General features: G+C 44.0%; 28 protein-coding genes and 1 riboswitch. Of the genes, 23 read left to right on the top strand and 5 right to left on the bottom strand.

Annotation, left to right across the window (positions count from 1 at the left end; translation table 11 throughout):
* Positions 1-7: 7 nt before the first annotated feature.
* The 6 genes from AQUSIP_RS10305 to AQUSIP_RS12385 all read left to right on the top strand — a co-directional run bounded on the left by AQUSIP_RS10305 (position 8) and on the right by AQUSIP_RS12385 (position 2,732).
* Entirely contained in the window at positions 8-964 is a 957-nt protein-coding gene (locus tag AQUSIP_RS10305; RefSeq protein ID WP_114834611.1) for a phosphotransferase enzyme family protein, read from the top strand.
* Positions 965-985: 21 nt separating this feature from the next.
* On the top strand, positions 986-1,735 hold the full coding sequence (locus tag AQUSIP_RS10310) for a class I SAM-dependent methyltransferase (protein WP_114834612.1): 750 nt from the start codon (positions 986-988) through the stop codon (positions 1,733-1,735).
* A gap of 183 nt (positions 1,736-1,918) precedes the next feature.
* On the top strand, positions 1,919-2,056 hold the full coding sequence (locus AQUSIP_RS12380) for a hypothetical protein (protein ID WP_170131820.1): 138 nt from the start codon (positions 1,919-1,921) through the stop codon (positions 2,054-2,056).
* Between the two features lie 35 nt (positions 2,057-2,091).
* Positions 2,092-2,349, top strand: a complete 258-nt coding sequence (locus AQUSIP_RS10315) for an ElaB/YgaM/YqjD family protein (RefSeq protein ID WP_114834613.1) — start codon at positions 2,092-2,094, stop codon at positions 2,347-2,349.
* A gap of 35 nt (positions 2,350-2,384) precedes the next feature.
* The gene (locus AQUSIP_RS10320; RefSeq protein WP_114834614.1) at positions 2,385-2,558 is read left to right on the top strand and encodes a DUF1328 family protein; all 174 of its coding nucleotides are present in this window, start codon (positions 2,385-2,387) and stop codon (positions 2,556-2,558) included.
* A gap of 21 nt (positions 2,559-2,579) precedes the next feature.
* The gene (locus tag AQUSIP_RS12385) at positions 2,580-2,732 is read left to right on the top strand and encodes a hypothetical protein (RefSeq protein WP_170131821.1); all 153 of its coding nucleotides are present in this window, start codon (positions 2,580-2,582) and stop codon (positions 2,730-2,732) included.
* Between the two features lie 19 nt (positions 2,733-2,751).
* Here the strand turns inward: AQUSIP_RS12385 and AQUSIP_RS10325 are convergent, their stop codons facing one another.
* Together AQUSIP_RS10325 and AQUSIP_RS12620 are read right to left on the bottom strand one after the other, a co-directional pair.
* Positions 2,752-3,006, bottom strand: coding sequence for a hypothetical protein (locus tag AQUSIP_RS10325; protein ID WP_197737873.1), 255 nt, complete (start codon positions 3,004-3,006; stop codon positions 2,752-2,754).
* Between the two features lie 21 nt (positions 3,007-3,027).
* Positions 3,028-3,357, bottom strand: a complete 330-nt coding sequence (locus tag AQUSIP_RS12620; protein WP_407641511.1) for a DUF1328 domain-containing protein — start codon at positions 3,355-3,357, stop codon at positions 3,028-3,030.
* Between the two features lie 184 nt (positions 3,358-3,541).
* Between AQUSIP_RS12620 and AQUSIP_RS10340 the strand changes: the two genes are divergently transcribed.
* From AQUSIP_RS10340 to AQUSIP_RS10355, 4 genes are all read left to right on the top strand, one after another.
* Entirely contained in the window at positions 3,542-3,919 is a 378-nt protein-coding gene (locus AQUSIP_RS10340; RefSeq protein WP_114834615.1) for a hypothetical protein, read from the top strand.
* A gap of 94 nt (positions 3,920-4,013) precedes the next feature.
* Positions 4,014-5,036, top strand: a complete 1,023-nt coding sequence (locus AQUSIP_RS10345) for a threonine aldolase family protein (RefSeq protein ID WP_114834616.1) — start codon at positions 4,014-4,016, stop codon at positions 5,034-5,036.
* 88 nt (positions 5,037-5,124) lie between these two features.
* Positions 5,125-6,036, top strand: coding sequence for a DMT family transporter (locus AQUSIP_RS10350; protein WP_114834617.1), 912 nt, complete (start codon positions 5,125-5,127; stop codon positions 6,034-6,036).
* A gap of 35 nt (positions 6,037-6,071) precedes the next feature.
* Positions 6,072-7,655, top strand: coding sequence for an APC family permease (locus AQUSIP_RS10355; RefSeq protein WP_114834618.1), 1,584 nt, complete (start codon positions 6,072-6,074; stop codon positions 7,653-7,655).
* A 101-nt stretch (positions 7,656-7,756) separates the two neighbouring features.
* On the opposite strand, the gene AQUSIP_RS10360 is transcribed toward AQUSIP_RS10355, so the two are convergent.
* Together AQUSIP_RS10360 and argR are read right to left on the bottom strand one after the other, a co-directional pair.
* A complete protein-coding gene (locus AQUSIP_RS10360) occupies positions 7,757-8,347 on the bottom strand; it encodes a GNAT family N-acetyltransferase (RefSeq protein ID WP_114834619.1) in 591 nt (196 codons plus the stop codon).
* A 100-nt stretch (positions 8,348-8,447) separates the two neighbouring features.
* Positions 8,448-8,912, bottom strand: coding sequence for an arginine repressor (gene argR, locus AQUSIP_RS10365; RefSeq protein ID WP_114834620.1), 465 nt, complete (start codon positions 8,910-8,912; stop codon positions 8,448-8,450).
* 118 nt (positions 8,913-9,030) lie between these two features.
* On the opposite strand from argR, the gene AQUSIP_RS10370 reads away from it, so the two are divergent.
* From AQUSIP_RS10370 to moeB, 10 genes are all read left to right on the top strand, one after another.
* Positions 9,031-9,786 carry an amino acid ABC transporter ATP-binding protein gene (locus AQUSIP_RS10370; protein WP_114834663.1) on the top strand — a complete coding sequence of 252 codons (756 nt, stop codon included), beginning with the start codon at positions 9,031-9,033 and terminating at the stop codon, positions 9,784-9,786.
* A gap of 4 nt (positions 9,787-9,790) precedes the next feature.
* Positions 9,791-10,576, top strand: coding sequence for a transporter substrate-binding domain-containing protein (locus tag AQUSIP_RS10375; protein WP_172621983.1), 786 nt, complete (start codon positions 9,791-9,793; stop codon positions 10,574-10,576).
* 44 nt (positions 10,577-10,620) lie between these two features.
* Positions 10,621-11,289, top strand: a complete 669-nt coding sequence (locus AQUSIP_RS10380; RefSeq protein WP_114834622.1) for an ABC transporter permease — start codon at positions 10,621-10,623, stop codon at positions 11,287-11,289.
* The gene (locus AQUSIP_RS10385; protein WP_114834623.1) at positions 11,286-11,969 is read left to right on the top strand and encodes an ABC transporter permease; all 684 of its coding nucleotides are present in this window, start codon (positions 11,286-11,288) and stop codon (positions 11,967-11,969) included. The genes AQUSIP_RS10380 and AQUSIP_RS10385 overlap by 4 nt, the downstream gene beginning before the upstream one ends.
* 216 nt (positions 11,970-12,185) lie before the next feature.
* Positions 12,186-12,285: riboswitch (TPP riboswitch) on the top strand.
* A 70-nt stretch (positions 12,286-12,355) separates the two neighbouring features.
* Positions 12,356-14,035 carry a phosphomethylpyrimidine synthase ThiC gene (gene thiC / locus AQUSIP_RS10390; protein WP_114834624.1) on the top strand — a complete coding sequence of 560 codons (1,680 nt, stop codon included), beginning with the start codon at positions 12,356-12,358 and terminating at the stop codon, positions 14,033-14,035.
* Positions 14,032-15,102 (top strand): FAD-dependent oxidoreductase, encoded by a 1,071-nt coding sequence (locus AQUSIP_RS10395; RefSeq protein ID WP_114834625.1) that lies wholly within the window; start codon positions 14,032-14,034, stop codon positions 15,100-15,102. Before thiC ends, AQUSIP_RS10395 begins: the two co-directional genes overlap by 4 nt.
* Complete coding sequence (gene thiS, locus AQUSIP_RS10400) at positions 15,095-15,298, top strand: sulfur carrier protein ThiS (RefSeq protein ID WP_197737874.1); 204 nt, start codon at positions 15,095-15,097, stop codon at positions 15,296-15,298. Before AQUSIP_RS10395 ends, thiS begins: the two co-directional genes overlap by 8 nt.
* Position 15,299: 1 nt before the next feature.
* Complete coding sequence (locus AQUSIP_RS10405; RefSeq protein ID WP_114834626.1) at positions 15,300-16,088, top strand: thiazole synthase; 789 nt, start codon at positions 15,300-15,302, stop codon at positions 16,086-16,088.
* On the top strand, positions 16,085-17,563 hold the full coding sequence (thiE, locus tag AQUSIP_RS10410) for a thiamine phosphate synthase (RefSeq protein ID WP_114834627.1): 1,479 nt from the start codon (positions 16,085-16,087) through the stop codon (positions 17,561-17,563). The genes AQUSIP_RS10405 and thiE overlap by 4 nt, the downstream gene beginning before the upstream one ends.
* Positions 17,554-18,657, top strand: a complete 1,104-nt coding sequence (gene moeB / locus AQUSIP_RS10415) for a molybdopterin-synthase adenylyltransferase MoeB (protein ID WP_114834628.1) — start codon at positions 17,554-17,556, stop codon at positions 18,655-18,657. Before thiE ends, moeB begins: the two co-directional genes overlap by 10 nt.
* Positions 18,658-18,684: 27 nt before the next feature.
* On the opposite strand, the gene AQUSIP_RS10420 is transcribed toward moeB, so the two are convergent.
* The gene (locus tag AQUSIP_RS10420) at positions 18,685-19,701 is read right to left on the bottom strand and encodes a YeiH family protein (RefSeq protein ID WP_114834629.1); all 1,017 of its coding nucleotides are present in this window, start codon (positions 19,699-19,701) and stop codon (positions 18,685-18,687) included.
* A gap of 133 nt (positions 19,702-19,834) precedes the next feature.
* On the opposite strand from AQUSIP_RS10420, the gene AQUSIP_RS10425 reads away from it, so the two are divergent.
* The 3 genes from AQUSIP_RS10425 (at position 19,835) to AQUSIP_RS10435 (ending at position 21,834) form a co-directional block, all read left to right on the top strand.
* On the top strand, positions 19,835-20,137 hold the full coding sequence (locus tag AQUSIP_RS10425) for an ArsR/SmtB family transcription factor (protein WP_114834630.1): 303 nt from the start codon (positions 19,835-19,837) through the stop codon (positions 20,135-20,137).
* Between the two features lie 69 nt (positions 20,138-20,206).
* The gene (locus AQUSIP_RS10430) at positions 20,207-21,262 is read left to right on the top strand and encodes an alkene reductase (protein WP_114834631.1); all 1,056 of its coding nucleotides are present in this window, start codon (positions 20,207-20,209) and stop codon (positions 21,260-21,262) included.
* 23 nt (positions 21,263-21,285) lie between these two features.
* Complete coding sequence (locus AQUSIP_RS10435) at positions 21,286-21,834, top strand: cysteine hydrolase family protein (protein ID WP_170131823.1); 549 nt, start codon at positions 21,286-21,288, stop codon at positions 21,832-21,834.
* Positions 21,835-21,926 lie beyond the last annotated feature (92 nt).

Here is a 21,926-nt window from a genome sequence, read left to right on the forward strand (position 1 = left end):
AGCAGGTATGTGGGAAGAAACACTCAAGCAAATAAATCATAGTGTTACCCCTCGCCGTGCGGCAGCTTTGTGGGGCGACGTCTCATCACTACAACTTGCTAGCGACGGGATTAATCTTGTATATCGTTTTGAATGCAATAAAAAAGGAAGATATTTAAGAATTACTCATCCCCGAATACGCACACGTGAAGCACTTGCGTCTGCGCTTGATTTTCAGAAACATTTATATGAGTTCGACGTACCTATATGTCAACCGCTTTCGTCGCTTCAAGGAAATTATATTGAAGAAGTCAAGCAAGAGGATAAAATCTTCTTGGCGCACGTAAACGAAGAAGTGGCCGGTAACCATATTCATTTCAATCACGAGGATATCAGCATATATCAAACTTGGGGAATGGCATTAGCGAAATTGCATCGCGCAGCTGCACACTATCAGCCCGCGACGGGCTGCAGTTTCTTGAATTGGCTGGATTTGTGGAAAGATCTGGACAAGTATGTGCAGGCGGAAGATGAGGCAGTAAGAAATGAGTATCATCAAATTAGTCAATGGTTTTTAGGATTGCCACAAAACACAGACATTTTTGGTTTGACGCATGGCGATCATCGCACTGGAAATGTATTATACGATGGCAATCATGTTTTTATTATAGATTTTGATGAGCCAGTGTATCATTGGTTTTGTGCTGATATTGCACGGCCATTTTTGGAGCTGGATAGGAGAAAATTTATGGAGTGGCAACCGAAGCTCGGTTCTTTTCTTAATGCCTATGCTTCGATCTTCCATCTGGATCATCAATTGATTAAGTCCCTACCTTGGTTTATTCGCATGAAAAATCTAGAAATGTATCTGTGGACCAAGCATAACTGGCTAAATCCCGTTGCTCCCGGCGGCGGATCGACAGCAAATTGGTTAAACGAAATGCGTCAAGTAATTGATAATCCCGTTTATGACTGGAATTGGTAACACCATTAAGTAAGGATCGTTATGAAATACACGGATCATTTTGGGGAAAAGTCAGCCGAATATCGTCAATTTAGGCCAGATTACCCAAAAGAATTATATGATTATTTATCTGGTATTGTGCATGAGCATGAACTTGCATGGGATTGTGGAACAGGTAACGGCCAAGCGGCCATTATGCTTGCCGCATGTTTTGATGATGTCATTGCAACAGACATTAATCAGGCACAGCTGGATGCTGCTATCAAAAAGAAAAATATTCAATATAGATGCTGCCCAGCTGAAAAGACCGATATCAATGCCTCTACGGTGGATTTAATTACCGTTGCCCAGGCATTACACTGGTTCAACCTCGAATCTTTTTACAATGAAGCTAAACGTGTTTTAAAACCTGAAGGTATCATTGCTGCCTGGTGTTATTCCCTGGGCAAAATCAACCCTGAAATCGATGCCAAAATTGAAAAATTATATAGCGGAATTCTCGGCGAGTACTGGCCCAAAGAGCGACGGTATATTGACGAGCAATACCGTACTATTCATTTCCCTTTTGAAAAATTACAAGCGCCTTATTTTACGATGGATAAAACAATGAATCTGAATCAGCTTGTTGGTTACCTGAATACTTGGTCAGCTGTGAAAGAATATCAAAAGCGAAAACACAAAAATCCGATTGATTTTATCATTAACGACATCAAAAAAATTTGGGGTGATCATGGGAATGAACGCACCATGCACTGGCCGCTTCACTTATTACTGGGGAAAGTTATTAAATAATAGTTATTACGGATGAAAGTAAGATGGGTGTTTTTAAATAACTTTATTTTTAACTATATCAATTTACAGACAATTATAATTATTGTTTTTGCTCTCAGGGTTATGTCCAATTTACGCGCCTCCTTTTTTTTAATAAAATTTACAGATAAGTGATTAATTTCCTCAAAGTTAAGGAGAGAGATCATGGACCCAAAATATCAAAACGATCAGGACAAAAGAGAAATCCCTGTCAAAAAAGACCCCCGTGAAATTGATCGCGAAAAAGCGAAAAATGACAAGCATCGCCACGAAAAGGGCCATGTTCCAGAGGATCAACGGTAATGATTTTATGAAGTGAACCATAGGAGGAGTTTGCCATGGCTACTAAAAATAAATTTTCTAAAAATGATTTATATGCCGATGTGGAAAAACTCAAAGAGGATTTGCTTGGGACGACCTATGATTTGGGAAGTTTAATTGGCAATTCATATCAGCAATCCATGGATAATGTTAAAGATAAGTCTGCACTGATAAGAGATAATGTGGCCAATTATATTGTGCATAAGCCGTTCAAATCGGTAGGTATCGCGATCGCATCCGGTTTTTTATTAGGCTACCTATTACGTAGAAAATAACAGCATAGGGCGCGCCGCCGCCGGAGGATAACGATATGCTATATTGGGCGCTTGTGTTTTTTATTATTTCAATCATAGCAGGTGTGCTTGGATTTACGGGTATTGCTGCCGCAGCTGCCGGCATTGCAAAATTCTTATTCTTCCTATTTTTTGTTCTTTTCATTATCTTGCTGATCCTGGCGCTAACAATAACGAGGCGGTTGAAATAGCCTATAACGTGGGAGAATGTTATGGCTAAACAATTAGAACGACAAGAACCTGAGCAGCAGTCGACACAGAAGCGGCCGCGTCCAGGTGATTTATCTAAGGACAGTCACAAACCAGGCCGGGACAATCCCAAAAACCCACGGGAGGATTTTCCAGGCAAGCCGCCTAGTAAATAATGAATACGGTTTTTTCGCCTTAGGATTTGCGTTTCAGCCCAATAATAACCAGAATGATACCCCCGGCAATTGCAATGCCCGCTACCGCCGGTGGAATAACTATGGCTTTTTCCTGCTCTGCTGTTACTTCCACATTGCCTATCTCCACAATTTTTTTTCGTTGGTAGTATAAGTAAAATAGCGGTAAGAAAAAGCAGCGACACCGAAAATAATTAGCAAGACGCCAATGATTGATGCGAGTGATTTCATCTTTAACTCTCCTTGTTTGTTTCATCCCATATTCTTTCAGAAAAAGTTACCATCCTATTAGTCGCATAATGAGCGAAATGACAAACAAAATAAGGAAAACAATGAAGATTACTCGTGCGACTTCAGCTGATGCTGTTGAAATACCGGTAAAACCGAAGATGGCAGCAATAATGGAAATGACGAGAAAGATAAGTACCCATGCTAACAAGGGGAAGCTGGTTCCTGTTAAATAGAGTATGAAAGAGATAATGAAAAGAACAATGAAAATAAAAAAGATGGCTTTTGCTATTTCAATAGAAATAAGCGCAATACCTCCCAAGCCTAATAATCCCGCAATCAATGCGACAACAAGAAACAGTAGCGCCCATGCAAGCATAATGGCAATTCCTTTTGTTAAAGAAAAAGTGAGTCTTTAAAATACAATTATAACATGAAATAAGTCAAGATGTGCAATTATTCAATAAGTTATGAAATAAAAAAAAGAAAAAAGCATTTACGATATAATGATTCTGTAGGCCATAAAGAAGAAAGCTGTATTTATTAAGCCAGGAAGGTTAAACATGACAGCAAAGAAAAAATCTTTTTTTACCGCGACAGTGATCAAGTTGCTTTTTTTTCTGCCAACGCTTTTTGGATTTGTCGGCAATTTTTTTGCACTTGTTGAAATTGAAGCGCGCCTCGCGGGGAGAAATCTGGTTACTTTATTAGTACTATATTTAATGCTTGGTTCATTGCTGACAAGTCTATGGCTGTGTCTGTTGGGGTTACTGTTTTTATATCTGATTACCGTTCAATCCAGCTGGGCGCTTGGTCTCATGATTATTCTCGTATTAAATTTGCTCTTTTTAATTATCATCGGCCTAATTATGATTAGGCTTAAAAATAATTTATTATTTCCCGAGACACGTAACCTTTTGCGCCATTTACGCAACCAATAATGGTTTTGCGTCCTATTGTTTGGAGTATGAATTAATTGTATGATTTGTTCTGCGCATTCATTAATCTATCCTTCAATTCAACCAGGTGATTCCCATGACTGAAAAATCGTTTGCCAGCGATAATTATGCTGGTATTCACCCTGATATTATGCGGGCAATTATTGAGGCAAATCAGCATCATGCTCCTGCATATGGCCAGGATGTATATACGGAAAAGGCCGTTAACAAATTTAAAGAACATTTTGGTAATGATATTGATGTTTTTTTTGTATTGAACGGGACTGGCGCCAATGTGACATCACTTGCGGCTATTAACCGTAGCTACCAGGCCGTGATTTGTGCTGAGTCGGCGCATATCCAGGTTGATGAGTGCGGTGCGCCAGAAAAATTTACCGGATCAAAACTACTTCTTGTCTCTACTAAGGACGGAAAACTTTCGGTCGAGAGCATCAAACGCCATTTGAGTCGTTTGGGCGATCAGCATCACGTGCAACCCGGGATCATCTCTATTAGTCAGACAACAGAATTTGGCACGGTTTATACGGTAGATGAAATAAAAGCGATTGCTGATTTTGCACATCAGAACCAAATGTTTTTGCACGTAGATGGTGCCCGCATCGCTAATGCGGCAGTTAGCCTTGGAGTGGAATTGAAGGCCATGACAAAAGAAGCGGGTGTTGATGTCCTTTCTTTTGGCGGTACCAAAAATGGCATGATGATAGGTGAGGCGGTTGTGTTTTTTAATCGTAGTTTATGCAAGGATTTTCTATACGTTCGTAAACAAAGTATGCAGCTTGCTTCCAAGATGCGATTCATCTCTGCCCAATTTTATGCACTGCTCTCCAACGACTTATGGAAACGGAATGCTCTGCAGGCAAATGCCATGGCACAGTTGCTGGCAAAAAAGCTGGCTACAGTCGAAGGCATCCGATTGACGCAGGAAACGCAGGCAAATGCCATTTTCGCAACCATGCCGGTGCAATATATAGAAAAATTGCAGGAAAAATTTTATTTCTATATATGGAATGAAGCGGCATCCGAGGTAAGAATCATGACGTCCTTCGATACCACAGAAAGTGAGGTGAATGCCTTTGCTGAATGCGCGGCGGCGCTATAAAATAGCGAGCCCAGCGAGGTGGTAAAAATAGGTGGGGTATGAAAGAATATCCTACTAACAAAATCTTATTAAAATAACAGGTTGTGCAATGAATACGGCTTTGATGTCTCCCTCTCAATTACAACTGCGCGGTACTCTTCTGGTGGCACTGTCAGGTATGTTATACGGCCTCATCGGCTATTTAGGCACAGAACTTTTTCATGAACATTTTTCTGTCGCTAATATGCTTTTCTGGCGGTTTTTGATTGCTACCTTTTGGATGCTGGGAAGTATTACCCTGTTGAGGAAAAAAAACAGCGAATCAACACAAGCTTATTCCAGCTTGGTTAAAGTTATTCTGTTTGGTGCTGTGACTTATAGCGGCGGAAGCGCTTTTTATTTCATGGCGAGCACTCACATTGGAACAGGTGTGGGTATGGTAATTTTCTTTTCATTTCCTGTGTTTGTCACACTATTTGCCTGGTTGTTCAGCGGCTGGCGCATCAATAAACACACCTTTGCGTCCCTGGTGGCCGTGGTGACAGGCTTGTTGCTATTAAAAGGTCAGGGTCAGTATCAGCTGGATATTTTTGGCCTGTTCTTTGCCATACTTGCTGCATTTTGTTATGCAAGTTACGTTTATGGAAGTCAGCACAGTGCAAAAACTATCGATTCCCGATTGCTTACTTTCCTTATTTGCTTCGCCAACACGGTCATCTTTTTAATTTTATCCTGCTATACGCATAGCTTGAGTGTGCCTGTTACGCCCGTTGCATGGTGTTATGTGCTGGCGCTCGGTATCATAGCGACCGCCGTCCCTATCCAATTGCTACTGGATGGTTTAAAGTATATTAGTCCAGTAAAGGCATCCATACTGTCCGTTCTTGAACCGGTTGTCACTGTCATTATTGGTTTGGCACTGCTTCATGAAAAGATGTCTTATACACAATCGATCGGCGTCATTATCGTTTTATTGGGCGCGATACTGATACAGTTTGAAAGGATTGCCGATCATACATGACCCAGCCAATTTGAATAAAGGAATGAACCCTTAGGATGATGTTAAATCGACGTTTTACGCCTTTTGGCCTGCTGATGATAAGCATTAATGGTATGGTGGGCTCTGCTTGGTTATTCGCTCCTTTATACGCAGCAAAAATCTCAGGCTCTGCAGCGATTATTGCATGGCTGGTAGGCGGGGCGGCGACGATTATCATCGCTTTGACCTTTGCTGAATTATCGGTTTTATTTCCTGTTGCAGGTGGGACTGCCCAGATCCCGCAATTGAGCCATGGGACATTCACCAGTTTTGTCTTGAGCTGGGTTGCTTGGCTCTCTGCCTTGACAATGGCGCCTATCGAAGTACAAGCCATTTTGCAATATGCGTCTACCTATTTCACTTCGTTAACTATGTTTGAAAACGGTGTTCCTGTGCTAACGGGGATAGGATTGGTCTGGGCAACATTGTTGATGCTGGCGTTTTGCATGATTAATATCGTCAGCTATAAGGGTCTGATGCGCTTTAACTTTCTATTATTTTTCTTCAAGGTTGCGGTTATTATTATCGCCATCATTGCGCTAATGAAAGTAAGCTTTCATAGCAGCAATTTTACAGGCCTAGTACCTACTACTTTTTCAATGAGCGGCTGGCAAGCTATTTTAACAGCGGTCGCATCGGGTGGCGTGGCTTTTGCGTTTACCGGCTTTAAACATGGTGTAGAACTGGCCGGTGAAACAAAACGATCAGCGCTTGCCATCCCCTTGGCGATAGTAGGCTCCGTTGCTTGCTGTCTGGTGCTTTATATTGGCTTGCAGGTTGCCTTCATTGGCGCACTGCATCCCAGCACGCTTTCCCATGGCTGGGCACACGTGAGTTTCGTTGGAGATGTGGGACCTTTTGCTGGACTTGCGGCGGGACTGGGTTTGGCCTGGCTGGTGAAACTGCTCTATATAGACGCGGCTGTTTCTCCATCCGGCGCTGGCCTCATTTATGTGACATCAACTGCCCGTATTCTGTATGCCATGAGCCAGATTGGTTATGTGCCGCGTTGGCTTTCTTACCTCAATAAACAACATTTTCCGGTTGCAGCCATTATGGTGAATTTTGTCCTCGGCATGTTTTTATTTTTACCGCTACCGGGTTGGCAGGCGATGGTGAGCTTTCTGGTTTCCGGTATGGTCATCTCCTATGCTATGGGCCCGATTGCATTGCTCTGTATGCGTATTGAGTTGCCAAATGAAAAGCGGCATTTTCGTTTGCCTGCTGCCACCCTGATTTGCCTTCTCGCGTTTTATTTTTGCAACTTACTCAGCTACTGGACAGGTTGGGACACCATTTATAAATTATCGATTGCCATGGGAATTGGTATCGTCTTTTTTATTATTGCCTGTTTGCGCGGGCGCTTGGCTGTCTCCTCGCTTGGAATTAAATCTGGCCTGTGGATTGCGCCCTATTTTGGAGGCTTGGTCCTGATTTCCTATTTGGGTGCCTTTGGTGGTAAGAACGTGATTCCGTTTGGTTGGGACTTTGTTGTAATAGGTATCTTCAGTGCAGTTATTCTTTACATTGCTGTTAAAAACCGAGCAGTGGCAGGAGAAAAAATCCTGGAACAATCTCTGGCAGAGTTACCTTCTGTATAAAGCTTATCAGCCGAGAACTTTTATCACGGGCGAAATAGCATTGCTATTTGCATAATAGACGGCCCAATTTACTGGGCCACCGTAATGATAGAACCGTGCCATTAAAGTTGCTTAAGCCAAAAGATCATCGGCTTAGGAGACGCTTCACTTTCACCAATCTCTTTCCACTTGAAAAAAGTTTTTAGTTCCCGATGCTTGGTAAAGCTGAGACCTTCCCAAAATCTATCAGGCGGGTTCCAATCAATTGGCCTTCGGGGATCATCTGGCTGCCTGTCAACAACGCTAAAGGTAATTGTTTCATAAGTCCCTTTTTCCCGGATTGCCTCTTCAACTTGCCTGGAAAAATTCAGTCCGATTTTGTGGCCGCGGTATTTTGGCAGGAGAATGCCTTCGCTAACATAAAAAATCTTATTGAGGTCCCAATTGTTTGCAAGAAAAGGAAGTTTTATTTCATCTGTTTCATTTTTTAATGGCGTAGCGGTTGATGCACCTACCAGCTTATTGTCATCAAAAACGAGAACAAAGATACTCTCTGAAAACTGCGTATAGCTTGTTAAATAATTTTTTTCATATTCAAGATCGCCTTCGCATAAATAAGGGTATTCGTAAAATATCTTTACTCGAAGCTCAGCAAGGTCTGAAATAAAAGGGATCATTTGTTGGCTTGATAAACGCTTAATTTCTATGTCCATGGTAAAATTCACTTAAAATCAAATAAAAATAAAAGAGGTATATACACTATTCTACTGAGAAAGTTTAGTGTTAATTAGAGAGAAAAATAAAATTTTCTAATTAAGCTGTCTCTGCTAAAAAGGATTTGACGGCTATTAATATTTTGGGGATTTGCTTTATTGATTTCGGCGCAATGAAGACCGTATCGTCGCCCGCCACCGTGCCGAGAATATTTAACGCTTGCGTGTTGTGATCGAGCAGGCGCCCAATCAGAGAAGCCGATCCAGGATTCGTGCGAATGACAATCAGGGTTTCGTTTGTCGTAATACTTAATACTAGTTGGGACAGAATATTTTTAGAAGTGGGTGGAGCAGGTTCGAGCGGTAATGTGTATACAATCTGTTTTTGCTCATTGGTTGTTTTGATGGCGCCCAATTTGCGCAGTAGACGCGAAATTTTTGACTGGTTAACAGCATATCCTTGCTGTTCCAGTGCATGTTTTATTTCTTCCTGCGTACCGGCGGAACCGGAATGCAGAATGGATTTTAAAACAACAACGATACTGGAAACAGATTTGGCCGGCATAGCATGCCTCTCATTTTGAAATCGGTCTTCACCAAGTAAGAGTGTCTTTTACTCGATTGACAAGTTTAGCGCAACATGATTATATATGCAACTTAACTGAATAATTATGCATGCCGCTATGAATAAAATAAAAATCGAAAATTTATATAAGTCTTTCAATAAACATGCAATTTTGGAAGGCGTCAGCTTTACAGCCCAAAAAGGTGATGTGATTGCGCTCATGGGGACCAGCGGCTCGGGAAAAAGTACGCTGCTGCGTTGTATTAATCTGCTGACCATGCCGGACGGCGGTACCATACAAATTGACCACCAGATCATGCGCTTTGGTGAGCAAGACAAAACCCTTTTGTCCAACAAAGAAATGATCAGGCTGCGCAAGAAGGTGGGAATGGTGTTTCAGCAATTCAATCTGTGGGCGCACATGACTGTACTTGAAAACCTGATCGCAGCACCGGTGCATGTACTCAAGCAAAATAAAAAACAAACCGTAGAAGAAGCCAAAAAACTCTTAATTAAGGTAGGACTGGCTGACAAATTACACCGTTATCCTGCTCAGCTTTCCGGTGGCCAGCAGCAGCGTGCTGCTATTGCGCGAGCACTGATGATGAAGCCAGAAATCATGCTGTTTGACGAGCCGACTTCTGCGCTTGATCCGGAAATGGTTGGGGAAGTATTGGGCGTCATGCAGCAATTGGCTAACGAAGGCATGACCATGTTAGTTGCCACGCATGAGCTAAATTTTGCACGCCGCGTTGCCAATCAGTCCATCTTTTTGGATGGTGGAAAAATTATTGAGCACGGTGATACGGTTTCGATGTTTAGTCATCCTGCCACAGCGCGTTTTCGCCGATTTCTTGAAGCGATGCAGCATTAATATAATGAGCAAGTGGAGAAAGTATCCTTCCATGAAAAACTATTTCCTAATGATCATCCTGCTTTTTTTTATGAATGGCGCCTTAAATGCAGGACAATGGAAGACTATTCAGTTTGCAACAGAAGCCACCTATCCGCCATTTGAATTTATTGATCCTTCCGGCCGCATTACAGGATTTGATATTGAAATCGCTAGCGCGTTATGCCAGCAGATGAAAGTAGACTGCACGTTCAGCAATCAATCGTTTAATAGTCTGATACCCAGTCTGAAACTGGGAAAATTTGATGCCATCATTGCAGCGCTGGGAGTAACGGAAGAAAGGGAAAAGGAAGTCAGCTTCACCCATGCTTACTATGAACCGAGCGGCAGTTTTGTTGGCGCTATGCCAGCTTCTTTTTCACTCTCCCAGTTAACCGGAAAAGTGATTGGGGTACAGCAGGGCTCTGTCTTCGAGAAATATTTGCGGGATAAATATGGTGTCAGTGTAAAAATTAAAACGTATGCTAGCGTGCAGGATGCGTTCCTTGATCTTGTGCTGGGCCGTCTAGATGCGGTGCTTGCAGATACGCCTATCGCGACCGCCTGGCTCAAGCGAAATGAAGATAACCAGTTTGGCCTGATCGGCAAACCAGTTGTAGACCATGCGTACTTTGGCACGGGCTATGCCATTGCTGTTCGAAAAGGCGATGCGGAACTACGTGACGCTTTCAACAAGGCATTAGCGGAAATCAAGGCGAATGGAACCTACGAAAAAATCGCTAAAAAATATTTTGGCCGTGCTATTCATTAGAGCAAATCTGATTTGGTGGCAGTATATAAATTGAGAATAAGACAATGTTACTTGACGGTTATTTATTACAAATTCTTTCTGGTACACTGGTGACGATAAAAGTGGCCTGCCTGTCTGCCATTATCGGCATGATTGTTGGTCTGCTCGGCGCGACAATTGAGTCGATTCCCATTGCTTGGTTGCGCTATCCTGCAGCGAGCTTAATTTTTATTATCCGTGGATTACCCGAATTGTTCGTTCTGTTTTTTATTTATTTTGGACTGGCAGCAATTCTAAGCAAACTATTACATCATTATGTGGACATTAGTTCATTCGCCGCCGCTGTTACAGCGCTGAGCCTTATTTTTGGTGCCTATGCTTCACAGGTTTTTCGCGGCGCTTTTCTCGCTATCGATGCCGGCCAAATAGATGCCGGAAAAGCCATGGGTTTTAATGGCAGGCAAATTTTTACACGCATTCAGGTACCTCAAGCCTGGCGTCACGCCTTGCCCGGATTAGGTAATTTATGGCTGGTTTTATTAAAGGATACCGCCATTGTCATGTTGATCGGTCTTGCGGACTTAATGAGTGAAGCAAAAATTGCAGCGAGCACGACATTGAAGCCTTTTACTTTTTATCTCGTCGCTGCGAGTATTTATTTGCTGATTACTAGCGTGTCACAAATTATTATTGATTTTTTAACCATCAGGGCTAACCGGTATATTCATCCATGACCAATTTAATTGCTTACTTACCCGATTTATTAAGCGGCTTGTCCGTTACCCTCACGCTAATGCTGGCGTCGGTGGCAGCAGGTTTAGTGCTAGCTGTTTTAATGACGCTCTGTAGTATTTCTGAAAATATATTTCTGCAAAAGCCAGTCAACCTATTTATTTTCTTTATTCGTGGCACACCTCTACTCGTGCAGCTTTTTCTAGTTTATTACGGGCTTGGTCAGTTTGAATGGATAAGGCATTCATTTCTCTGGATCGCCCTCCGTGAGCCGACGGTATGTGCGATCATCGCGCTTTCTGTAAATACGGCTTGTTATACGTCTATTCTGCTAAAAGGCGCGATTCACTCTGTTCCTAAAAGTGAAATCGCTGCTTGCGAAGCGCTTGGCATGTCAAAATGGCTGGCGTTGCGCCGCATTATTCTGCCCCGCGCTTTTCGTATTGCTTTACCTGCGTACTCTAATGAAGTAATTATTGTATTAAAGTGTACATCGCTTGCCAGCACGATTACCCTGCTTGATCTGATGGGCGTAACGCAACAGTTAATCGCACAAACTTATGACACGATTACTTTGTATTTACTAGCCGGGACCCTATACTTGTCACTGAATGCTGTCATTATCAGTGTATTCAAAATAGTGGAAAGAGGGTGCAGGATTCCTACCCAACACGCGCGATAGATTGCGATGGGAGCATGACCCGTTTTTAGCAGCAAGAGTAACCATTCTCTGCTGCTCCTTTTGCAAAGAAACGACTTGGTTTTTGTCGCAGAACAAGCCGGTGAAAGAGCGGGTTCCCCTTGTTCTGGAAAAAAAGTTACTCTAGCTGCTAAAAGCGGGTAGTGCTCCAATTGGATTAACTGGATTCTAAAAAAAAATTATGTTTAAATGTGTGCGCTTGTTCACTAGGGGTGCTTCAGGTTTTCCTGAAGCTGAGAGAGTCCCTTTGAACCTGATCGGGCTAGGGCCTGCGTAGGGAATGTGACTAGACATGCAAAAACTTTCGGTTTTGTGACTATTCTTGCGTGCGCTCCTGGCTGAATATGATTCAATAAAGGGAGCGCCACATGCAAATAGATCCTCATTTGCGCCAATCACTTTCCGGTTCTAGAAAAAAATATATTCATGGCCGGATTCATCCTCATATACGTGTTCCTCTGCGAGAAATATCATTAACGAATGGCGCAGTACTTTGCGCATATGATACTTCCGGCGCTTATACGGATGCTGGTTGTGAGATTGATATTTTGTCGGGCCTGCCCGATATCCGATCAAGCTGGGTTATGGAACGGAGTGATACAACGCCTTATGAAGGAAGATCACTTACTGCACAAGACAATGGTTATAGCGACCTGAATAAAACAGCGCAACTGCAGGCTGCCAAATTACAGCGCACACCTCGAAAAGCAAAGGCGGGCCATCGAGTAACCCAATTGCATTATGCCAAGCTCGGCATCATTACACCCGAAATGGAATTTGCTGCCCTACGCGAAAATCAGAACCGTAATCATCAAGAATGGATTACACCTGAATTTGTGCGCAGTGAAATTCTGCATGGTCGCGCCATTATTCCGGCCAACGTCAATCATCCTGAGCTTGAGCCGATGGTGTTGGGGCGCAACTTTCTTGTAAAGATTAATGCCAACATCGGTAATTCACCAGTCAGCTCTTCTGTTCAAGAGGAGGTTGAGAAACTCATCTGGGCGACACGATGGGGTGCTGACATGGTCATGGATCTTTCAACAGGAAAGAATATTCATGCGATTCGGGATTTTATTATTCGTAATTCCCCCGTTCCCGTTGGCACGGTGCCTATCTATCAGGCGCTAGAAAAAGTAAACGGCATTGCAGAAGACCTGAGCTGGGAAATTTTTCGCGATACACTCATTGAACAAGCAGAGCAGGGCGTTGACTTTTTTACGATTCATGCAGGCGTTTTGCTGCGCTATATTCCGCTGACGACAAATCGTGTGACAGGTATCGTGTCACGCGGCGGTTCGATCATGGCAAAATGGTGTCTTGCGCATCACCAGGAAAACTTTCTCTATACACATTTTGATGAAATGTGCGAAATCATGCGGGCTTATGACGTCAGCTTTTCACTCGGTGATGGATTACGTCCTGGTTCTATTGCGGATGCAAATGATGAAGCCCAATTTTCAGAATTAAAAACCTTGGGCGAACTAACTCAGCTTGCCTGGCAGCATGATGTGCAAGTCATGATTGAAGGTCCAGGCCACGTGCCCATGCATTTGCTCAAGGTGAATATGGAAAAACAATTAGATTATTGCGCAGAAGCACCGTTTTATACTCTGGGTCCGCTGACGACGGATATTGCACCCGGCTACGATCATATTACCAGCGCAATTGGCGCGGCGATTATGGGATGGCATGGCGTTGCCGTGTTATGTTATGTGACACCCAAGGAACATTTAGGATTACCGAACAAGGAAGATGTTAAACAGGGAATCATGGCATATAAAATTGCCGCCCACGCGGCCGATCTAGCGAAAGGGCATCCGGCAGCTCGCGCACGGGATGATGCGTTATCTAAAGCCCGTTTTGAATTCCGTTGGGAAGATCAGTTTAATCTTGCATTGGATCCTGATACAGCGCGCATTTATCATGATCAGACATTGCCGCAGGAATCAGCCAAAATCGCGCATTTTTGTTCGATGTGTGGCCCAAAATTCTGTTCGATGCAGCTTTCTCATGAACTGCGTGACTACGCAAAGGCAAACGCATGAAAATTGCCATTGTAGGCGCAGGTATTATGGGGCGACTGCTTGCTTTTACCTTTTGTAATGCAGGCTATCGTATTGTCTTGTTTGATCAGGACAGTGACGATGGTAACAAGAGTTGTAGTATGGCCGCCGCTGGGTTGCTCACGCCTGTATCCGAGCTGGAACGATCCGATTTACTTGTCTGTCACATGGGTCAAGAGAGTATTCACAACCATTGGCAGACGATTATTGATCAACTTGATCCCGCACTTTATTTTCGCAAGAGCGGCAGCCTTGTTGTGTCGCATCCCCGAGACAAGGCGGAATTGCTACGTTTTATGGCGTGCATAGAGAAAAAAATAGGTGCACATCATTACCAGAAATTGCAGCCATCTACTCTGCAGCAACTGGAGCCCGAGATGACGAAATTTGAGCATGCTTATTATTTTCCAAATGAAGCCCATTTAGACAATCAGGCAATATTTACAAAACTTGCGGATTATCTGCGCCAACATCAGGTTGCATGGCATACACATACCTTTGTCGATGAGGTCAGGCCTTATCAAGTCAGGGTAGGCGGCACGCAGATGCGTTTTGATAAAGTGTTCGATTGCCGTGGTTTAGGTGCCAAATCAGCATTTGGTAAATTGCAAGGGATACGCGGTGAACTCCTCTGGCTACATGCACCCGATGTGCATCTTCATCGTCCTGTTCGGTTTTTACATCCACGATATAGTCTGTATGTTGTCCCTAGAGAACATAATCTTTATCTGGTGGGCGCCAGTGAAATTCACGCTGAAGACACGAGCCCTATTTCAGTGCGATCTATGTTGGAGTTATTAACGGCAGCTTATTATTTGCATGCCGGATTTGCGGAAGCACGCATTCAAAAAACGGTGACGCATTGCCGCCCGGTTTTACCCAACTATTTACCTGCTATTCGTTATCGTGATGGATTAATTGCCATAAATGGTCTTTACAGGCACGGATTTTTGCTTGCACCACTACTCGCGGCAGAAATCAGGCGGTACACGGAGCAGGGCATAACAGCTTTATCTTATCCACAACTCTGGAGGAGCGACGATGATTAATGTGCAGCTTAATGCGCAAGCAATCACAGTGGAATCCAATTTATCATTGGCAGCGTTATTGCATGCGCAGGGTTACCAGGAAACGTATTTTGCTGTCGCGCTTAACCGGCGCTTTGTTTCGCGTAGTGAGCACGCCATTACTTTTTTACAAGAAGGCGATCAAATCGAAATTATTTTTCCCATGCAGGGAGGTTAGTATGTGGAAATTGGCGGATGAAATACTTTCCAGTCGATTACTGTTAGGCACCGCACAATATCCTTCATTGCAGACGATGCGTGACGCCATTCATGCTTCTGGTGCAAATGTGATTACTGTTTCACTGCGTCGCCAATCGCCGCAGGAAAAAAGCGGTAGTGCATTCTGGCAATATATAAAGGAATCAGGCTGCCATTTACTGCCGAACACGGCAGGTTGTCACTGCGCACAGGATGCGATTACCACAGCAGAAATGGCCAGAGAAATTTTTCAGACGCACTGGATCAAGCTGGAAGTGATTGGCGACGATTATAATTTGCAGCCTGATCCTTTTGAACTCGTTAAAGCAGCGAGTATGCTGATTCATAAGGGATTTGAAGTGTTTCCCTACTGCACGGACGATCTGGTTTTATGTAAGCGCCTAATGGATGTCGGTTGTCGGATTTTAATGCCATGGGGCGCACCCATTGGTTCCGGTAAAGGCCTTGTTAATCCTTATTCGTTAGAAATGCTTCGCACACGTCTTCCTGAAGTAACATTAATCGTGGATGCAGGCATTGGCAAACCTTCCCACGCAACCCAAGCCATGGAACTGGGCTTTGACGCAGTCTTATTAAACACGGCCGTCGCATTGGCAAATGATCCTGTCCGTATGGCAACAGCATTTCAGCATGCGGTGATCGCCGGGCGGGCAGCATATGAATCTGGCATGATGCCAGAAAGGAACATGGCGCATCCCAGCACATCTCTGCTTGATACGCCTTTTTGGCACCAGGAAGCGCAGGCATGATGAAACCCATCGTCTGGACCATTGCAGGTTCGGATCCGAGCGGTGGCGCGGGCATGCAGGCTGATTTGCGTGTGCTTGAGCGGCTTGGCGTCCGGAGCGCTTCAGTGGTGACTGCTGTTACCTCTCAGAATTCAAATATCCTAACTGCAACACATTATTTGCCGCCACATCACATCGATGCACAGCTTACCGCGCTCACTGCCGAGTTGCCCGCGACGGTAGTGAAAATCGGCATGCTCGGTAGCAGGGGAGCGGTGAATTGCATCGCCCGTTTTTTGAAGCTGTATGATGGCCAGAGTGTGTTGGATCCCGTGTGTGTGGCAACCTCTGGCAAGCCTTTGTTCAGAGGCAGTATTCGAATGTATCTGTCGCAGTTAAAACAATTGTTTCCATACCTTGACCTGTTGACGCCGAATGTGCCTGAGGCGGAAGCCATACTAGGTTGTCGGATTCATTCCCATCAAGATATAGAAAGAGCGGCGCGAGAGATACTTTCGCTGGGCGTCAAAAATATTTTAATTAAAGGCGGGCACGTTGATCATGACGCGCTGAGCCAGGACTATTGGACGAATGGCAGCGAATCTTTTTGGATGGCAAGCGACCGTTATCCGCAAAAAAAATACCGCGGGTCTGGCTGTGTATTGTCCTCTGCTATTGCTGCAGCTCTTGCGCTTAATCATGAAATGAAAGATGCCATTGTCATGGCAAAAATGTACATCAATAGGGAAATCCGTCTAGCTCAAACATTGTGGACAAGGACGGATTTAGTGCAGCAAACAAGCTGGCCAACGTGTGAAATGGATTTGCCTCGCGTGTCCAAAAAGCCGCTTAGCCTCGTTGCAGCGTCTTTTCCTAATTGCGGACCGAGACCACTTGGCTTGTATCCTATTGTTGACAGTAGTGACTGGTTGCAAACTTTATTGCCATTGGGCGTTACGACTATCCAATTGCGAATCAAGCATCAAACTGGCAAGACATTGGAAAAAGAAATTCAACGCAGCATTCTTTTGGCAAAAAAATACAAAGCGCGCCTTTTTATTAATGATGAATGGGAAAAAGCGCTTGCCTTTGGCGCTTACGGCGTGCATCTGGGGCAGGAAGATTTACAGTTGGCAGATATAAAAAAAATAAATGAGGCGGGCTTACGTTTGGGCGTTAGTACCCATTGTTATTATGAAGTAGCAAGAGCACACGCTATTCAACCTTCTTATATTGCCTGTGGTCCCATTTTTCCTACAACGAGTAAGATGATGTCCTTTGCTCCACAAGGAATTTTGAATTTAAAAAACTGGTGCAGCCTGTTAAATCAGTATCCTTTGGTCGCAATAGGCGGAATTAACAGGGCAAATATTGACAATGTCCTTGCGACAGGCGTGAGCGGCGTCGCCATGATTTCGGCGATTACTAAAGCGGAGGACCCCATTGCCTCCACCCGAAAATTATTACAAATAGTGGATCATTATCAATGCCGTTGACTGAAATGGAATTTAACCGTTATATCAGGCAAATCCATCTAAAAAATATAGGCGTGGAAGGCCAGCAAAAATTAAAAAAAGCGCGCGTATTATGTGTGGGCGCTGGCGGTCTTGGTTCGCCTCTGCTCGTTTACCTTGCGGCAGCGGGTGTAGGTACGATCGGTATTATCGATCACGATGCAGTAGAAATAAGCAATCTGCCGAGACAAATTCTTTATCAGGATAGGCATGTAGGAGAGCAGAAAGTTTGCGCCGCTAAAACGCAGCTGATGAAGCTCAATCCCGCATGCGAGATCAAGACGTATAATGAAAAACTGGATTCAACCAATGCACCTGCGCTGATTGATCAATTTGATATTGTGGCTGATTGTACCGATAATTTTGCTGCACGCTATCTTATCAATGAGCATTGTGTTGCGTTGGGCAAACCCTTTGTGTTTGCGAGTATTCATGAGTTCGAAGGGCAGTGTTCTATTTTTCTTGGCGATGAAGGACCGTGCTACCAGTGTCTTTTTCCTGCAACATCACAAAACGGCATGCTGCCGGATTGCCGTACGGCCGGTGTGCTGGGTGTATTGCCTGGCTTGCTGGGCCTGATTCAGGCAGCTGAAATAATAAAATGGATTGTGGGGCAGGGTACTTTACTCGCGGGTCGCGTCATGATGGTTGATATGCTAACCATGCAGTTTCGTGAATTCAGTTTATCGCATAATCCGGATTGTGAAACCTGCAAAAGATATCGTATGATGAGGCCTTCAAAAATTGAAAGGCAGCAGAGAGACGTTAAAATGAATGACTACATTATTTCACCTAGCGAGCTGAGTCACGCTTTAGAAAACAATCAGGATATTCAACTGGTAGATGTCAGGACACCTGAAAAACACCAGGCATTTAACATTGGCGGCACGCTGATTCCACTGGAAGAATTGCCAAACCGCTTTCAGGAGCTGGACCCTAATAAAATGGTAGTGACTTATTGCACGTCGGGCGGCAAGAGTATGACCGCATTACAATTTTTATTGAGCGCTGGCTTCAAGTCGGTGAAATCACTGGATGGTGGCATGACTGCCTGGCAAAAGGAAAAACTGAAATAGCAGATAGCGAGCTCGCGCCTGATGGGATTATGTCCATTTGACGATGACAAAAACGCTCGCAAGTAGCCAGATAAAAAGCATCGTTGCGAGATAAAGAGGCTTTAACCCTACTTTTTTAATTTTGTTCCATTTCGTTTCGATGCCGATCGCTCCCATGGCCATGGTCAACAAAATAATATCGATTTGGTTGATCACGTTGATGAGTTGAGCCGATAAGAGATTCAGTGAATTAAAGGCAATCACCAGAACAAAGCCAATGGCAAACCAGGGAATAGTTAGCCGGGTTTTGCTGTTATTCTCTGCCTGTCTCGAAGTGCGGCTGAGTAAAAGAGAAAGCAAGATGAGCGCGGGAACCAGCAATAGCACGCGAATCATTTTGACAATCACGGCGATTTTACCAGCTTCAGCACTAATATTAGCGCCAGCGACTAATGCTTGTGCTACTTCATGAATACTTGCGCCGGCAAAAATCCCGAATTGATTGTTGCTAAAACCAAATAGCCCAGCATGCTGAAGCAAGGGGTAAAGAAACATGGAAGCTGTGCCAAAAAGGACGACTGTGCCGACAGCAACCGCCGCCTTATAGGAATCGCTTTTTAAAATATCTTCAACAGCAAGCACTGCAGCAGCACCGCAAATAGCGGCACCGGCGCTGATGAGCAGTGATAAGTCAGGATCGAGTTTAAACACTTTTCTACCCAACAAATAACCTGCGCTAAGCGTGAAAGTGACAACAAATATATCCAGCAACAGCGCCTCTAAGCCTACGGAAGCGATCTGCTGAAAACTGATACGAAAGCCATATAGCATGATTGCTGTGCGTAATAAACGCTTCGCGGCGAATTGAATACCGGGAGACCAGGAACCAGGATACGGTAAGGCATTGCCAAACAGCATACCCAGCAAAATAGCAATCACAAGCGAACTGATACCAGTGGCAGCGAGCCAAGGCAGGGTCATAATGGAATAGCTGATAGCAGCAAGTGTGGCCACAAATAAGAGACCAAGCACAGGCTGGGATGGATGGGTCGTCGAAGATATCATGTCTTACGCACTTTACAGTTGATCGATTCAGTCGTCTTCCGCCACACGGAAAGGCATATTGTATAACACTTAGTCATAAGGATGAAGTGAAAGCTATAATTGACATATTGCAAAATCCCGATATAATAACGATATGAATGTCATTACTATTTTTAAAGCCTTATCGAACGAAACGCGCCTGAATATCCTTAAGTGGTTGAAGGAGCCTGGAAAACATTTTGTCTCAACGCATTGTGACGTTGAAAAGGATGGCGTCTGTGTTGGTTTAATTGAGAAGAAGGCGGGACTTTCCCAATCGACCATCTCACAATATCTTTCACTGCTTCAACAGGCGGGGTTGATTACTATGGAGCGTTCCGGCCAATGGACTTATTGCAAGCTGAATGAAAAGACCATTAAGGAATGGATTGCAATGTTAAGGCATGAATTAATATAAAATTTTTGCCTTATTATATTGAGATTTTTCGATATTTAAATATAGCTATAAACCTATAAAGGAGCGGAGATGAATAACAATAACAGTCTTTTTAGCCCTTATCAGCTAAACCAAGCGCTTGTGCTAAAGAACCGAATTGTGATGGCACCCATGACGCGCAGTATGGCAGCGGATCAGTTTGTGCCTACTGCGCAGATGGCGGAATACTATGCTAGGCGTACCGATGCTGGATTGATTGTGACAGAAGGCACGATCATCCGCCCTGATGCTCAGGGCTATCCTGCTGTTCCCGGTATCTATACGAAGGCGCAAATCAATGGCTGGCGGCGCGTGACGGATGCGGTGCACGCGAAACGGGGTGTGATATTCATGCAAATCTGGCATGTGGGCCGGGTTAGCCACCCATCCTATCTGAATGGCGAATTGCCGCTTGCGCCGTCTGCAACTGTGATGATGGGCCGGGTGAAACGGGGTGAAGGGATGACACATGGGGAATCACGCGCCGTTACACTGGCTGAAATTAATGATCTGATCGCAAGTTATGCGCAAGCCGCCAAAAATGCGATAGAGGCCGGTTTCGACGGTGTCGAGATTCATGGTGCAAATGGTTATTTGATCGATCAGTTTCTGCATTATCACACTAACCATCGAACAGATCGCTACGGCGGCTCGCCCAACAATATGGCGCGCTTTGCACTGGAAGTCGTTAAAGCCTGCGGCGAAGCCATCGGATATGAGCGGGTGGCGATTCGATTATCCCCCGGTGCTTATTTGAATGAAATAATAGGCGATGCACGAGACAGTCTAGTATTTGAATACTTGTTGAAAGCATTAAATGTATTTTCCATTGCTTATGTTCATACCGGCGACGATGACAATACCAGAACGTATTCTGAATTAGGTAATAGCACAACGACAGCGTTTATACGTTCCTTTTATAAAGGAACATTAATTGCCTGCGGCAATTATTCGCAGGAAGGTGCTAAAGCGGGAATAGACAATAATGCATTCGACCTTGTCGCATTCGGCAGGCCTTTTATTGCAAATCCTGATCTGGTTAATTTGCTCAGACATCAACATCCTGTTCAACAGTTTGATGCAAGTATGCTGTCAACCTTATATTAATACACATAAAACGAGGAATGAATATGAAGCAGTTGATGATTGTAATCGATATTCAGCAGGAATATATAGCTGAAGGCAGGCCATTTTACATTAAGGGTATCGCCCCTTCTTTAAAAAACGCAAAAAGTTTGATCGAGGCCGCGCGTGAAAAACAAATCCCGGTGTGGCATATCAAACATTATCGGGACGGCGGCGATATTTTTGCGCAAGAAAGTGCATTCAGTGATTTCATCCCAGGATTTGAACCTGCCACAGGTGAAAAAACATTTATTAAGAATCGATACAGTTGTTTTTCATCCCCTGCTTTTGCAGAACAACTCAATCAAATGCAGCCGGAAGAGATCGTTGTTATCGGATATGGTTCATCCATGTGTTGCCTCTGTACTATCATTGACGGCATTCACCGCGGATTCAAATTTACACTGATTGAGGATGCGACAGCTTCTCGTTCGTTCCCTTATGCGAATGAAAATGAAATGCACCGTGCAGCTATTCAAATTCTGAGACAGTATGCCAACATTGTAAATACGAAAGAATTAATGAATAAACTATCATCACACACCACTGCCTGAATAAGATATATGGATTGAATTTGTATTGGCAGCTATTTACTCCCGGTGAATATTCGTTATTATAGTTGGAGTTGCTGCCATCTTATTTGAAA

Origin of the sequence: Aquicella lusitana, assembly GCF_902459475.1 — a bacterium.
Lineage (GTDB): Bacteria > Pseudomonadota > Gammaproteobacteria > DSM-16500 > DSM-16500 > Aquicella > Aquicella lusitana.